Below are 13,423 nucleotides of genomic sequence, written 5' to 3'. Positions count from 1 at the left end.
CGGGCCGAGAAGGCCCGCGAGCAACGGCATGTGTCGCTGCATCACCTCGAGGACGGCATGTCCTGGCTTTCGGCCTACCTGCCGTCCCACCAGGCGGCAGCGGTGATGAAGCGCCTCGACCGCGCCGCCCGTATCCCGCTCGACGACGAAGACACCAGAACGCTGCCGCAGCGCAGCGCCGACCTGTTCGTCTCCTGGCTCACCCACGGCGAGACCACCGAGTCGCCGACCGTCACCGGCGACGTCGCCGTGACCATCGAGGCCGACGTCCTCACCGGCCTGGCCGACGGCCACGCAGAGTCCTACGACGGCGAATGGTCCGTGCCGGCGTCCTGGATCCTGGACGACATCGACCCTGACGAGACCTTCTGGCACCGGATCATCACCGATCCCGTCACCAGCAACATCCTGGCTCACGACTACGTCGGACGCTTCGCCCCCGAGACCCTCGCGAAAGCCATCCGCTTCAGGGACGGCGTGTGCAGGGCACCCGGCTGTCGGGTCCCCGCCGAGAGATGCGATCTCGACCATCGAGAACCCTGGCCCACCGGGGCGACGAACGGATCGAACATGTGGGCACTGTGCAGGCGGCATCACTCGATGAAGGGCCACGGCGTCCTGCAGTGGATCCTGCCGTCAGGCCGAACCGTCCCCGCCTGAGTCCACGCCCATCGCACAGCAACGCTGCGAGCCATCGTGGTGGACGCGTGGAGAAGCCCTGCGACACGCGAGTGCCCATCGCCCGGTCGACGCGCTGGCCCCGACCCCTCCAACGGGCCGGTGCGGTGCCATGCCCCTCGCGGAGCTCACTCCATCCCCGCGTCATCTGCACCGGCGCTGCGTCTCGCAGAACTCCTCGACGTCCGCCGGTCGAACCACCAGATGAAGGCCATCGCCATCCAACCGACGATCAAGACCGGTGCGGCTGCGGCGGCGACCTGAGGGCCGGGTGCACCGATCGACCATCCGTAGATCACGATGACCGCCGCGAGCAGGACGAAGACGAGGAACCCGTACCGAATCGGAAGCAGCGGCTTCCTCACCGACATCACGATGCTCCCGTCCAGGCCTTTCGATGGTCCATGCCGTCAAGCCGCACCGTACCCGCCTGCGTCAGCGATCTTCGGACAGGAACGCTGCCAGGACGTCGTGCCCATGGCGCGTGAGGATCGACTCCGGGTGCCACTGCACGCCCTCCACCGGATGCGTCCGGTGGCGCACGCCCATCACCACACCCGATCCCGTGCGACTGGTGACCGTCAGCTCCTCGGGCAGGCTCGACTCCTCCGCCACGAGCGAGTGGTAGCGGGCCACCACCAGCGGTTGCGGCAGGCCCGCGTGCAGGCCGACACCGTCGTGCGTGACGAGCGAGGCCTTGCCGTGCACCACCTCCGGCGCACGCACGACCCGGCCCCCGTACGCCTCGACGACCGCCTGGTGACCCAGGCACACCCCGAGCACCGGCGTGGTGGGACCCAGCCGGCGCACCACGTCGATGCAGATCCCGGCGTCGGCCGGACCACCCGGCCCCGGTGACAGGACGACGTGCGTGAAGCCACCGGCCGCCACCTCGTCGACCGACACCGTGTCGTTGCGCACCACCTCGGTGGTCGCACCCAGCTCGCCCACGTACTGCACGAGGTTGTGCACGAACGAGTCGTAGTTGTCGACGAACAGCACGCGCGGACGCCCTGCAGCCCGGCGCCCGGCAACGGCCGGACGGGTCACCCCGGCGAGAGCGGCGGCGACCGCGTCGGTGGTCGGCGTCGCGCCTGGCCGAGTCCACCGACCATCGACCGCATCGACAGGGACCACCCCCCGCAACGCGTTGGTGCAGAACACCTCCGACGCTGCTGCGAGGTCGTCGAGGCGGAGGCGACGCTGGTGGGCGGGCAGGTCGAGGGACGCGAGCGCGTCGAGGACCCGTGCCCGAGCGGTGCCCGGCAGGATCCGGCCGTCGAGCGGAGGCGTGTGCACACCGTCGTCGAGCACCAGGAACAGGTTGGCCCGGCCCGTCTCCAACAGGCTGCCGTCGACATCGACCAGCAGGACGTCGTCGGCGCCGCCGGGCGGGTCCAGCGCAGTCCGGTCGGCCCACTTGTGCGCCCCCCAGCCGTCGGCCAGGGCACGAGTGGCCAGCCGCCACGAGGGCGGCGCCTCCGCGAGGGGGGCTGCGGTCAGGCTCACCCGGACCGCCGTGTGTCCGGCACCGCCGGCGCCGTCGACCGGGACGGCGTCCACCCGAAGCCGGTGACGGCCGGGACCGCACGCCTCCGCCCGACGGACCACCGCCGCCTCCAGGCCCTCCGTGAGCGTCGTGCCGTAGACGGCCCGCACGCTGGCGTCGAGCCGCGCCACGTGGGCAGCCAGGTCCTGCGCTCGACCGTCGACGACGAGCAGGGTCGTGAAGACGCCCCGCCCGACGTCGACCTCCTCCGGTCGCGAGCGCGCGCCCCCGCCGATCCGCTCGCTCGGCGACGGCGGCACCGGCTCGACGTCGTCGATAAGCGACCCGCCGACCGCGCGGACCACGGGACGCGCCTTGGTGAAGACCTCGGCGAGCTCCCGCGCTGGATCGGAGTCCGCGACGATGCCACCGCCCACGCCCAGCCAGGCTCGCCCCTGCGCCATCTCGAGGGTGCGGATGACGACGTTGAGCTCCAGGCCGGCGACGGGCGAGAGGTGACCGATCGCTCCCGTGTACGCCTCGCGGCCCGTCGCCTCGAGGTCGGCGGCGATCTCCATCGCGCGGACCTTCGGCGCCCCGGTCACCGAGCCCGGTGGGAAGGTTGCGCGGAGCAGCTCGGCGTCGCCGACGTCGGACCGTAACCGTCCGACGACGTCGGAGACCAGCTGCCAGACCGCGTGCCGCTCCGGACGCAGCAACGCCGGGACGTCGACGCTGCCGGGGACACAGACGCGACCGAGGTCGTTGCGCATGAGGTCGACGATCATCACGTTCTCGGCGCGGTCCTTCGCCGACCCGGTCAGGTCCTCCACGGGCGTCTCCAGCGACGCCGTCCCCTTGATGGGCGACGTCAGCACCTCGCGGCCGCGGCGCCGCAGGAACAGCTCGGGCGAGAAGCTCGCCACCGCACCGTCCGGGGAGTCGACGAAGGCACCGAACGCGGGGTCGAGCGCCCGCGCCCCGGTGCAGAAGACGTCGAGCGGATCACCCTCGAGCGGAGCCTCCAGACGCGCACACAGGTTCACCTGGAAGATGTCGCCGGCGGCGACGTGCTCGAGCGCACGACCGACCGCCTCGACATGATCGGCCGGCGACGGCGTCAGCGCGAAGGCACCGACGACGTGCGGACGCGTCCCACCGGGTCCGGACAGCAGCTCCAGCACCGGCTCCACGTCGGTGCCGTCGAGCCACTCCAGCCACCAGGTGCCGCGGGTTCGGCGCAGCACCCAGGGGTAGAACGCGATGCGGTGCTCGGGCTGGACGATCGGACGTGACCGAGGCGACGGCACCCGCTCCAGCCGATCGGCGAGCCGGTACCCCCAGACGCCGATCCACCCGCCGCCGAACCCCGCGTCGCCCACGACGTCGGGCACCGGGAGGTCGAAGGGGTCGGACGCCACACGGGTGGGGTCGCACGCCAGCAGCGCCTCCCCCTGGTGCCAGCGCCCCACGAGAGCCACGACGCGCTCGCGTCCGCGCAGGCAGGTGAGCACCTCGAGCGGGTCGTCGGGCAGGTCGAGGCGGCGCCGATGCGTCTCAGTCGTGGCTGATCTCATCGATCACCCGGGCGCCGAGCTCGCGCGACAGCAGCTGCTCCGGGTCACCCCCGGAGTCGACGACCGGGTCGTCGAGGTCGACGGCCGCATCGGGGTCGACCGGGCCGGGCGAGGGGTCGTTCATCGCCTCGCGGACCGCTGCCGGTGCGGTCATGCCGCGACCGCCCGAGGCCCTCGGAGCCGAGGACGGTGGCTGCGGTGCGGAGGCGCCGACCGGCGACGCGTCGGCCTTCGGGTCGACCGACGGGTCGACGATCGCCTCGATGCGCCAGGAGACGCCGAGCACCTGCTCCAGCGCCGTGGAGAGGAAGTCGGCCGAACCGCTGTTCACGAAGGAGTCGCGAGCGCCCGTGTTGACCAGGGCGATGGTGAGGGTGGCGCCCTCGAGCCCCACGACCTGGGCGTTCTGGCTGAGCATGATCCAGGTGAAACGGCGCAGCTCCTTGACCGCCTCCAGCACCTGGGGCCACAACCGGCGGACGTCGGCGATGCCGAGCGCGCCGGGCTCGGCGGCGCCAGCCGGGGCCGCGGCGGTGACGGGCGGCGCCGCCGGCACCGGTGCGGGGCTCGGTTCCGGGGCAACCTCGGGGACGGTCCGCTCCTGCGAGTCCTGATCGGGCTCGGGGGCCGCGGGTTCCTTCGAGGGCGACGCGTCCCACGGCGGGGCCGGCGGTGCCTCGGCGGGAGGCGTCTCGACGGCAGGTGCCTGGGTGGCCGCGGGAGCAGCCTGCTCGGCGGCCGGCACCCCCATGGCGAGGCGTCGCTCGATGCGGTCGAGCCGCGCGGCGAAGCCCTGCGCGGTGGAGTCGGCGGTGGGCACCAGGAGGCGCGCGCACATCAGCTCGAGGAGCAGGCGCGGGGCGGTGGCACCCCGGAACTCCATGAGTGCGTCGTTGACGATGTCGGCGGCGCGGGTGAGCTCCGACGGCCCGTACCGGGTGGCCTGCTGCTGCAGGCTCGCGGCGCGGTCGCCGGGCAGCTCGAGCAGACCCGTGGTGAGCGCGTCGGGGACCGCGACGAGGATGACGAGGTCGCGCAGGCGCTGCAGGAGGTCCTCGGCGAACCGGCGGGGGTCCTGCCCGGACTCGATCACCTTGTCGACCACGCCGAAGACCGTGCCGCCGTCGCCCGCGGCGACGGCGTCGACCATCTCGTCGAGCAGGGAGTCCGGCGTGTAGCCGAGCAGCTGGACCGCGAGCTCGTAGGTGAGACCCTCCGGCCCGGCGCCGCCGAGGAGCTGGTCGAGGACGCTGAGGGTGTCGCGCACCGACCCCGCCCCGGCGCGGACCACGAGCGGCAGGGCCGTGGGCTGGATGGAGACCTGCTCGGCCTCGCACAGGCGCAGCAGGTAGTCGCCGAGGGTCTTGGGCGGCACCAACCGGAACGGGTAGTGGTGCGTGCGCGAGCGGATGGTGCCGATGACCTTGTCCGGCTCGGTGGTCGCGAAGATGAACTTCAGGTGCGGCGGGGGCTCCTCGACGAGCTTCAGCAGGGCGTTGAAGCCCTGCGGGGAGACCATGTGGGCCTCGTCGATGATGTACACCTTGTACCGGCTGCTGACGGGGGCGAAGAACGCCCGCTCGCGCAGGTCGCGGGCGTCGTCGACGCCGCCGTGGCTCGCGGCGTCGATCTCGATGACGTCGACGCTGCCCGGTCCGCCCCGGGCGAGGTCCCGGCAGCTCTGGCACTCGCCGCACGGGTCGGCGACGGGGGCCTGCTCGCAGTTGAGCGTGCGGGCCAGGATCCGCGCGCTCGTGGTCTTGCCGCAACCGCGGGGACCGGAGAACAGGTAGGCGTGGTTCACCTTGTTGCCCCCCAGAGCGTGCCGGAGGGGGTCGGTGACGTGCTCCTGCCCGATGACCTCGGCGAACGTCTCCGGTCGGTACCGGCGATACAGGGCGAGGGGGGCATCCACGCACGTGAGCCTAGTCGCCGCGCCGGACAGGGTCACCCGGCCGGTCGGCGTCGGGTGACGCAGGTCACGCCCGCCGCGTATGCTCTTGGACATACGTCCAAGAAAGGGGTGGCCCATGGCACGCCCTCGGCTGCGTCCCGCCGTGCTCGCGGCCACCGGTCTGCTCCTCCTGGCGTCGGCGCTGACCTCGCCTGCTGCTGCCACCACCGACCCGGCTCCGACGCCTCCACCGTTCCGGCACTACGTCGCCCTCGGCGACTCCTACACCGCCGGCCCTCTCGTGCCCGTGCAGCTGCCCGGACCGCTCGGCTGCTTCCGGTCCAGCGCCAACTACCCGGCCTTCCTCGCCGCGGCGCTGCGGGTCAAGACGTTCACCGACGTGAGCTGCTCGGCCGCGCGCACCGAGCACCTGTTCACCTCCCAGACCGCGAACCTGCCCGGTGGTCTGCCCGAGAACGTCAACGCTCCGCAGCTGCTCGCCCTGACGCCCGAGACCCCGTGCCGAGACCGCTTCACCGTGGACGGCGTCGACACCAAGATCCGCGACGCCCGTGCGATCCGGGGCAACGTCGAGGAGGCTCTCGCTGCGATCGCCGAGCGGGCGCCGATGGCGACGGTCGTCGTCGTGAACTACCTGCGGATCCTCCCCGAGACCGGGGCGTGCGCCGACGTGCCCTTCGCCGCCGGGGACTACGCGTGGGGCAACGAGGTGCACCGCACCCTGAACACCTCGCTGCGCGAGGCGGCCCGGACCCACGGCGCCACGTACGTCGACATGTATGCCCGCTCCGACGGTCGCGACGCGTGCGCCGGACCGCTCGTGCGGTGGGTCAACGGTGCGAACGTCTCGCCGTTGGCGTTGAACTTCCACCCGTTCCGATCCGGCATGCGGGCCATCGCGGACGGCACCCACCGCGAGCTCACCGGTCGTGCCCTGCCGCCGGTGCTCCCGACGCCGCAGCTGCTCAAGCGCCTGCCGGCCGTGGTCGACGTGGACGGCCTGCTGGACTACGTCGCCCAGGGTGGACAGGTGCCCGACCAGGTGGTCGACGACCTGCCCTCGCGCGACGCGACACCGTCACGCAGCGAGCTGCTCGGCCCCACCGTGAACCCTGTGCTCGACGAGGTGCGCAAGGCGCTCGTCGCGGCCGAGGGACTGCTCAGCGGAGCAAGGTAGGGCGTCCGTCGTCCCGCCGCTCCCGCTCGACCATCGCCGCCCGGCCTGCGACCCGTCGTCACGGCCCGCGACCATCGCGGTCATCTTCCGGGCCGAGCGCCACGTCGAGAACGTCGCGACGGTGTGCGGCGGACGCACGGCGGCGGTCGCGAACGGCCCACCGGATGAATCGGGGCACGCGCGGCAGGCGCCTCCGGGCGAGCGTGAAGGCCACCACCGGCAGGTCACCCAGCGCCCCGACGTGTCCCCAGCGACGCAGGAACCGCAGCCTGACGTGCCAGCCGTCCACGGCCGATCGGGTCGTCGGACAGGAACGACTCGAGGGCGTCCTCGGACTCCCACGGGCAGAACAGCGCGAGGCGGCGCAGCTGCATGCGCTCGGCAGAGACGACCGGGGCACCGAGGCGCATCGTCGCCATCGGTTCGCCGTGGTGCAGTCCCACCGTAGGGCTCAGCCGTCGAAGGCCTCGTGCAGCAGGAGCACCTGGGCGGTGGTGTCGCGGATCGTCGCGAGCAGCGACTCCACCGTGGGCGCGCGGAGCGCGGCGAGCCGGTCGAGCGGTCCGACGGGCGCGGCGGCGGCGAGCCGCCAGGCGATGGTGATCGGATCGGCGTCCAGGGGAACGGGATCGCCGCCGGGCCGCAACGCCTCGCGAGCGTCCAGGACCGTCGCGACGGTCTGGTCCAGCTGGTCCCGCAGCGACTCGTCCCACTCGAGGTCGACGAGCGTCTCGACCTCCGCCATCGGGTAGGGGTCGTCGGCGAGCCACCGCTCCACCCTGACGCGACGTCCACCGACGGCGACGATGCCGACGGCTCCGTCACCGGGCTCGACCTGGGCGAGCCGAGCCACGGTGGCGTGGTCGAAGCGGGTGTCGTCGCCACCGACCTCGTGACCACGGTCGATCAGCACGACGCCGAACTCCGCCTCGCCCTCGGCGGAGACCTCCGCCAGCATCGCCAGGAACCGCGGCTCGAAGACGCGCAGCGCGATGGGCATGCCGGGCAGGAGCACCTGTCCGAGGGGGAACATCGCGAGCGGTCCGGTCACGCCGTCCACCCTGCCACGGCGGACGCCCTCAGCGCAGCGCGAAGGCCTCGAGCCAGGCGTCGACGGTGGCGTACGCCTGCTTGCGGGGTTCGTCGAGGGAGAGGAAGACGTCGTGCCGGGCGTCGGTGACGGGGATCGACCACAGGGGCCCACCGAGGCAGCCCGCCCACCGGGCGATCTGCGCGACGTCGAGCACGGCGTCGGAGACGTCGGTCTGCTCGCGCCAGGAGCGCGAGCGCCACGACTTGTCCGATCGGAGCACGAGGGAGGGCACGCCCACGTCGAGACCGCGGTGCAGCCGGGCGTGGCCGGCGCGGATGGCGGCCATCCAGCCGACCGTGACGGGGAAGCCGGCCAGCGGCTTCCAGTCCAGCTCGTACTCCCACGTCCCGCGGGCGGTCGCAGCGAGGCTGGTGCCGTAGGCGTCGGTGGGCGGGAGGTCGAGCACGCGCTTGGGCTGGACCCGGGCGACGGCACCGATGGCCTGGGTGCCGACGGTGCGCATCAGCGGACCGGACTGCAGGTCGAACCACGGACTGTTGAGGATCAGGCCGGCGACACCGGCCGCGGCGCTCCCGCCCGCACGAGCGTTCATCCGGTCGAGCCACAGCGGCAGGACGAGTCCGCCGGTGGAGTGGGCGGCGAGGACGACGGGGGCGTCGTTGGTCTCGTCGCGCACCACCGACAAGGCGTGGTCCAGCTCGACGTCGTAGTGCGCGAGGTCGGAGACGTAGTGGGGCGTGTGACCCTCGCGGCGCGACCGTCCGCACTTGCGCAGGTCGAGGGCGTAGAAGGCGTAGCCGCGGTCGGCGAAGAAGTCGGCCAGCTCGCGCTGGAAGAAGTAGTCGCTGAACCCGTGGACGTACAGCAGCGCCCGCTCGGGTGCCCGCTCGGCCGACCAGGTGCGGCGCACGAGCGTCGCGACGACATTGCCCTCCTCGTCGGGGTCGTCGCCGAGGTCGATCGTCAGCTTCTCGTATCCGTCACCCAGGACGTCGGGTTCCCAGTCGCGCACGGGACCGAGGGTACCGGCGCGTTCAGTGGTTGCGCAGCATCTCGATCAGCTCGTCCTTGGTCTTGTCGGAGTAGCCGGAGAGGTCGAGTTCCTTGGCCCGCTCCTTCAGCTCGTCGACCGTCCAGTCCTCGTAGGACCCGGCCTTCCCGCCGCGCTCGCCGACGGCCTCCTCGCCGTCGCGGGCGGCGGCGTTGGAGATGCGCGCGGCCTTCTCCTTGGATGCGCCGTCCTCGCGCAGGCTCTCGTACATCTCGGGGTTCTTCAGCGAGGAGTCGCTGTTCTTCTGCTCGGCCACGGCGCGCCCCTCAGACCGGTTCGGGCTGGGTGTCGGGCTCGGGCAGCTCGGGGACGTCGTCCGGGTCGCTGGACGGGACGGGCGCGCTGGGCGAGATCGTGGGCTCGGTCCCGGGCACGGGATCGGTGGTCGGCTCATCGGGTGCGATGGTCATGGGGTTCTCCTCTCGACGTCCACCTCTCGACCGTCGCACGGACCGTCGGGGGTCGCGACCCGAGACGCTCAGCGCGACGGAGTCGTCGTCAGGAGCTGGTCGACGGGGGCGTGGTCGTCGGTGAGCACCTCGGCGTCGCCGAGCCAGGCCTCGACGTCCGGGCCGTCCGAGACGACCCACGGCACCTGGCGCTCCTCGAGGCGCTCGGCGAGGCCCGACCTGTCGATCGGGGCGTCGGAGGCGACGACCACGATGTTCCCGCCGCTGACACCCGGTCGCCCGAACGGCGCGGCCGCACCCAGCACGACGACGTCCGCGAAGGTGTCCTGCAGGGTGCGCACCTGCGCCCGCGCGAAGCCGAGCTCGTCGAAGTCGATCAGGTTGAGGACGTAGACGCCGCCGGGTCGCAGGATCCGGTGGATCTCGCCGACGGCCTCGCGCGTGGTCAGGTGCCACGGGACGCTCACCCCGCCGAACGCGTCGCCGACCACGACGTCGTGCGTCCCGTCGCCCTGACGCGCCAGGCCGCGCCGACCGTCCTCGACCCGCACCTGCAGGTCGTCACCGGTGCGCTGGCCGAGGAGCTCGGTGTCGACGCGCAGCACGCCACCGTCGATCTCGGAGACGACGCTCCGCGTCCCGGGACGCTGCTCGCGCAGGTACGTCGGGAGGGTGAGGCCGCCGCCGCCCACGTGGTACGCCCGCAGCGGGTCCGTGCCGGGGTAGCGGGTGTCGATCGACGCCGCGATCGCCCGCACGTAGGCGAACTGCAGGTACGTCGGGTCGCTGACGTCGACGTAGGAGTGGCGGAGGTTGTCGAGGACCAGGATCCGTCCGTCGGAGTTCTGCGGGTCCTCGACCACCGACGCGCAGTGGTAGGTCGTCTCGACGTCGCAGCCGCCGGGGGCGACCGCAGCGGCCAGACCACCGACCAGCACGAGAGCGGCGGGAAGAACACCGAAGACCCAGCCGCGGATGCGGACCTCCACCACGACGGCCGCCAGCACCAGCAGGAGCCCCAGGCCGACGAGGATGACGCTGACCCGCACCACCGAGATGAGCACGAACCCCGTGACGACGGTGCCGACGATCGCCCCCACCGTCCCGATGCCCGACAGCCGACCGACGATCGTCCCGGTGCGGCCGAGGTCGGTGAGCATCAGCTTGGTGACCATGGGCGTCACCGCGGAGAGCAGGGCGCCGGGGACGAGGATCGTGATGCCCGCGACGACCAGCACGAGCCCGCTCGTCGGGTCGATGCCGGCCGTCCCCCGCACGGCGAACGGCGTGGCGGCCGCGACGACCCCGGAGGCGGCCAGGAGGGGACCGAGGGCGCGTCGAGGATCGATGACGTCGGCCGCTCGTCCCCCCGCCCACGAGCCGAGCGCGATCGCGGCGAGCGCGATCCCGATGACGGTCGTGCTCGTCTCCAGGGTCAGGCCGAGGTACGGCGCCAGCAGGCGCAGCGCGACCAGCTCGATGACGAGGACCGCCGCCGAGGAGCCGAAGACGAGCAGCGCGGCGCTGATCTCGCTCAGCGCTGGGCGGGCCTCGGTCGTCACCGCCCGATCATCGCAAACCTTCTAGCGCAGGGCGCGGGCAGCGGCCTCGTGGTGCAGCGGCGCGAGTCGCTCGAGCTGGGAGATCGAGCGGTCGCGGAAGGCCTCGATCGTCGTGCGGTCGAGCGCGGGGTGGTGCTCCTCGACCTGCAGCAGCGCCTCGAAGCCGGCGAGCTTGCCGGAGACCGCGGTCCGCAGTGCCTCGAGCTCGGTCAGGTCCGTCATCGGGGTCCGCTCGGTCAGGCTGCCGTGCGGGACGAGCCGTCCCAGCCGCTCGCCGAGGATCGCGGCGAGGTGCAGGACGCTGCGCTCGCTGCCGCCGAGGGCGCCAAGGGTGGAGCGCATCCACTCACGCTCCTCGACCACCTCGTCGCGCAGGACGGCGAGCTCGGCGCGGGTCGCGGCGACGGTCTGGTCGCGGGCGGCTCGTTCGAACAGACGACTGCCGCCCTCGGAACCGGTCAGGTGGGTCTGGACGTAGGAACGCAGGCTCATGAGCGACATGTGCCCCCGTTCGCTCGGCGCATGCATCCCCCGTGTCGCGGGCGTGCGCGCCGTGCCACCGGGGTCTAGCGTGAGCGCCATGCCTCAGGACACCACCATCGACATCGGCCGTCCCGTCTCCGGCGACGCCGTCGACCTCATCCTCGACGACCACCGACGCTTCGAGGACCTGCTGCGCCAGCTGCGCTCGAGCGAGTCCGACCGTCCTGCCGTGCTCGCCGCGTTCGCTGCGCTGCACGTCGCGCACGCTGAGGCCGAGGAGACGCACGTCTACCCGCAGCTGAAGAAGCGTCGGGCGGTCGACGCCGACGAGGCCGACCACGGCGAGCACGAGCACGCCGAGGGCAACGAGGCACTCCTGGAGGTCATGGAGTGCGCTTCCGACGACACCCAGAAGTGGGCCGACGCGGTCGAGAACCTGTCCGCCCTCGTCAACCACCACCTGGTGGAGGAGGAGCTGACCATCCTCAACCCGGCGCGCGACGAGCTCGGTCCGCGGGTCCTGGCTGAGCTCGGCGAGAAGTTCGCGGCGGAGCGGAACCGCCAGATCGACGCCGACTGCGGCCGCATCGAGAACGTGCGTCGCATCGTCGCGCAGGCCGAGCGCGAGGGCCTGATCGACGACTGAGCCGGGGCGGGTCGACCCGACTGGAAGCGCGACCGACGCCCCTCCACAATGAGGTCGTGAACGACGCCCAGGACACCCAGCGCACGCTCGACCTCGCCCTGAGGATCGGCGAGCTGCTCATGTCCAACGGTGCGGGCGCTGCGGACGTCACCGCGACGATGTCGTCGATCTGCCACCATCTCGGACTGCGCTCGACCCTCGTCGACGTCACGTTCACGACCTTGACGCTGAGCCACCAGTCGGCTGTCGACCAGGCGCCCGTGACGATGCGGCGCCACGTCACGCACCGCGAGATCGACTACGCGGACCTGACCGCCGTCGACCTGCTGGTCTCCGAGCTGCTCGTCGACGGGATCGACCGGGACGACGCGGCGGCCGAGATCGCCCGCATCTCCTCCACGGGTCGGCCGTACCCGCGCTGGCTCGTGACCCTCGCCTGGGGCATGACGGGCGCGGGGGTGGCGCTGCTGATCGGTGGCGACTGGGTCGTCATGCTCGTCGCCGCGCTCGCCGCCGGATGCATCGAGGTGCTCCAGCGTCGGCTCGAGCGCCGACGCCTGCCGCTGTTCTACTCGCAGGTCGCGGGTGCGCTCCTCGCGACCCTCATCGCCGTCGGTCTCGCGGCGACGCCCCTGCCACTCAGTCCGTCGCTCGTCGTCTCGGCCACGATCGTGACGCTGCTCGCCGGGCTCGGGTTCGTGGGCTCGATCCAGGACGCCCTCACCGGCTTCTACATCACCGCCAACGCGCGCATCATGGAGGTGCTGATCGCGACGATCGGGATCCTCGTCGGGGTCAGCCTCGGCCTCGGGATCGGCAGCGCGCTGGGGGTCGACTTCCAGCTCGACCCCGGTACCGCGCGCCTGTCCCAGCTGCCCTCGGTCGTCGGGGGTGCGGCCATCTGCGCTGCCGGGTTCGCCGTCTCGGCCTACTCCCCCGTCCGGGTGCTGCTGCCGGTCGGACTCATCGCCGGTGGCGCGACGGGTCTGGCCTTCGTCCTGCAGCAGAACGGCCTGGACCGTGCGCCCGCGGCCGCCGTGGCTGCCGTCGCCATCGGGTTCGTGAGCTACGCGGCCGGGCGGTCCTTCCGGGTACCGCCGCTGATCATCGTCGTCTCGTGCATCGTCCCGCTCCTGCCGGGTCTGTCCATCTACCGGGGTCTGGCCCTGCTCGGCGCCGACGACCTGACGGGTCTGCTGGCGATGATCACCGCCGGGGGCGTCGCCATCGCCCTGTCGGCCGGCGTCCTGCTCGGGGAGTACGTCGCGCAGCCGGTCGGGCGGGAGGCCCGTCGGTTGGAGCGTCGGCTGTCCGGTCCTCGACTGGTCGGCCCGCTGCGGGCCCGCACACGACGGTGATCAGCACGCGGCCGTTTGGCACT

14 protein-coding genes are annotated in these 13,423 nt (G+C 72.4%); 4 read left to right on the top strand and 10 right to left on the bottom strand.

All coding sequences use genetic code 11. The features are described from left to right. Positions 1 to 660: HNH endonuclease signature motif containing protein (locus tag ABD213_RS11175; RefSeq protein WP_344328315.1), on the top strand; the 660-nt coding region annotated here is incomplete at its 5' end. 146 nt (positions 661 to 806) lie between these two features. Here the strand turns inward: ABD213_RS11175 and ABD213_RS11170 are convergent. From ABD213_RS11170 to ABD213_RS11160, 3 genes are all read right to left on the bottom strand, one after another. Beyond that, complete coding sequence (locus tag ABD213_RS11170; protein WP_344328312.1) at positions 807 to 1,043, bottom strand: hypothetical protein; 237 nt, start codon at positions 1,041 to 1,043, stop codon at positions 807 to 809. A 70-nt stretch (positions 1,044 to 1,113) separates the two neighbouring features. After that, positions 1,114 to 3,744, bottom strand: a complete 2,631-nt coding sequence (locus ABD213_RS11165; protein WP_344328308.1) for a chorismate-binding protein — start codon at positions 3,742 to 3,744, stop codon at positions 1,114 to 1,116. Next, the gene (locus ABD213_RS11160; protein ID WP_344328304.1) at positions 3,725 to 5,659 is read right to left on the bottom strand and encodes a DNA polymerase III subunit gamma and tau; all 1,935 of its coding nucleotides are present in this window, start codon (positions 5,657 to 5,659) and stop codon (positions 3,725 to 3,727) included. Before ABD213_RS11160 ends, ABD213_RS11165 begins: the two co-directional genes overlap by 20 nt. 115 nt (positions 5,660 to 5,774) lie before the next feature. Between ABD213_RS11160 and ABD213_RS11155 the strand changes: the two genes are divergently transcribed. After that, on the top strand, positions 5,775 to 6,836 hold the full coding sequence (locus ABD213_RS11155; protein ID WP_344328299.1) for an SGNH/GDSL hydrolase family protein: 1,062 nt from the start codon (positions 5,775 to 5,777) through the stop codon (positions 6,834 to 6,836). 224 nt (positions 6,837 to 7,060) lie between these two features. On the opposite strand, the gene ABD213_RS11150 is transcribed toward ABD213_RS11155, so the two are convergent. The 7 genes from ABD213_RS11150 to ABD213_RS11120 form a co-directional block, all read right to left on the bottom strand. After that, positions 7,061 to 7,255, bottom strand: a complete 195-nt coding sequence (locus ABD213_RS11150) for a hypothetical protein (protein ID WP_344328297.1) — start codon at positions 7,253 to 7,255, stop codon at positions 7,061 to 7,063. Between the two features lie 32 nt (positions 7,256 to 7,287). Further along, a complete protein-coding gene (locus ABD213_RS11145) occupies positions 7,288 to 7,887 on the bottom strand; it encodes an LON peptidase substrate-binding domain-containing protein (RefSeq protein ID WP_344328292.1) in 600 nt (199 codons plus the stop codon). 28 nt (positions 7,888 to 7,915) lie between these two features. Beyond that, positions 7,916 to 8,902, bottom strand: coding sequence for an alpha/beta hydrolase (locus ABD213_RS11140; RefSeq protein WP_344328289.1), 987 nt, complete (start codon positions 8,900 to 8,902; stop codon positions 7,916 to 7,918). A gap of 22 nt (positions 8,903 to 8,924) precedes the next feature. Continuing rightward, on the bottom strand, positions 8,925 to 9,197 hold the full coding sequence (locus ABD213_RS11135) for an SAP domain-containing protein (protein ID WP_344328286.1): 273 nt from the start codon (positions 9,195 to 9,197) through the stop codon (positions 8,925 to 8,927). 10 nt (positions 9,198 to 9,207) lie between these two features. Beyond that, positions 9,208 to 9,351: a hypothetical protein gene (locus tag ABD213_RS11130; protein WP_344328283.1), complete on the bottom strand. Its 144-nt coding sequence runs from the start codon at positions 9,349 to 9,351 to the stop codon at positions 9,208 to 9,210. A gap of 68 nt (positions 9,352 to 9,419) precedes the next feature. Continuing rightward, positions 9,420 to 10,913, bottom strand: a complete 1,494-nt coding sequence (locus ABD213_RS11125) for a fused MFS/spermidine synthase (protein ID WP_344328281.1) — start codon at positions 10,911 to 10,913, stop codon at positions 9,420 to 9,422. A 21-nt stretch (positions 10,914 to 10,934) separates the two neighbouring features. Further along, positions 10,935 to 11,405, bottom strand: coding sequence for a hypothetical protein (locus ABD213_RS11120; RefSeq protein ID WP_344328279.1), 471 nt, complete (start codon positions 11,403 to 11,405; stop codon positions 10,935 to 10,937). 88 nt (positions 11,406 to 11,493) lie between these two features. Here ABD213_RS11120 and ABD213_RS11115 point away from each other — a divergent pair, with 88 nt between their 5' ends. Further along, positions 11,494 to 12,042 carry a hemerythrin domain-containing protein gene (locus ABD213_RS11115; RefSeq protein ID WP_344328275.1) on the top strand — a complete coding sequence of 183 codons (549 nt, stop codon included), beginning with the start codon at positions 11,494 to 11,496 and terminating at the stop codon, positions 12,040 to 12,042. A 56-nt stretch (positions 12,043 to 12,098) separates the two neighbouring features. Further along, positions 12,099 to 13,400, top strand: a complete 1,302-nt coding sequence (locus ABD213_RS11110) for a threonine/serine exporter family protein (protein ID WP_344328272.1) — start codon at positions 12,099 to 12,101, stop codon at positions 13,398 to 13,400. Positions 13,401 to 13,423: the final 23 nt, after the last annotated feature.

This window comes from Aeromicrobium halocynthiae, from assembly GCF_039531385.1.
Lineage (GTDB): Bacteria > Actinomycetota > Actinomycetes > Propionibacteriales > Nocardioidaceae > Aeromicrobium > Aeromicrobium halocynthiae.
This window is presented reverse-complemented; position numbering and strand designations above follow the sequence as displayed.

What these genes read in the sequence shown, in the direction of transcription:
- ABD213_RS11165 (WP_344328308.1), bottom strand. Translation starts at nt 3,744, where the DNA reads ATGAGATCAGCCACGACTGAGACGCATCGGCGCCGCCTCGACCTGCCC.
- ABD213_RS11155 (WP_344328299.1), top strand. Translation starts at nt 5,775, where the DNA reads ATGGCACGCCCTCGGCTGCGTCCCGCCGTGCTCGCGGCCACCGGTCTG.
- ABD213_RS11150 (WP_344328297.1), bottom strand. Translation starts at nt 7,255, where the DNA reads ATGGCGACGATGCGCCTCGGTGCCCCGGTCGTCTCTGCCGAGCGCATG.
- ABD213_RS11130 (WP_344328283.1), bottom strand. Translation starts at nt 9,351, where the DNA reads ATGACCATCGCACCCGATGAGCCGACCACCGATCCCGTGCCCGGGACC.
- ABD213_RS11120 (WP_344328279.1), bottom strand. Translation starts at nt 11,405, where the DNA reads ATGAGCCTGCGTTCCTACGTCCAGACCCACCTGACCGGTTCCGAGGGC.
- ABD213_RS11115 (WP_344328275.1), top strand. Translation starts at nt 11,494, where the DNA reads ATGCCTCAGGACACCACCATCGACATCGGCCGTCCCGTCTCCGGCGAC.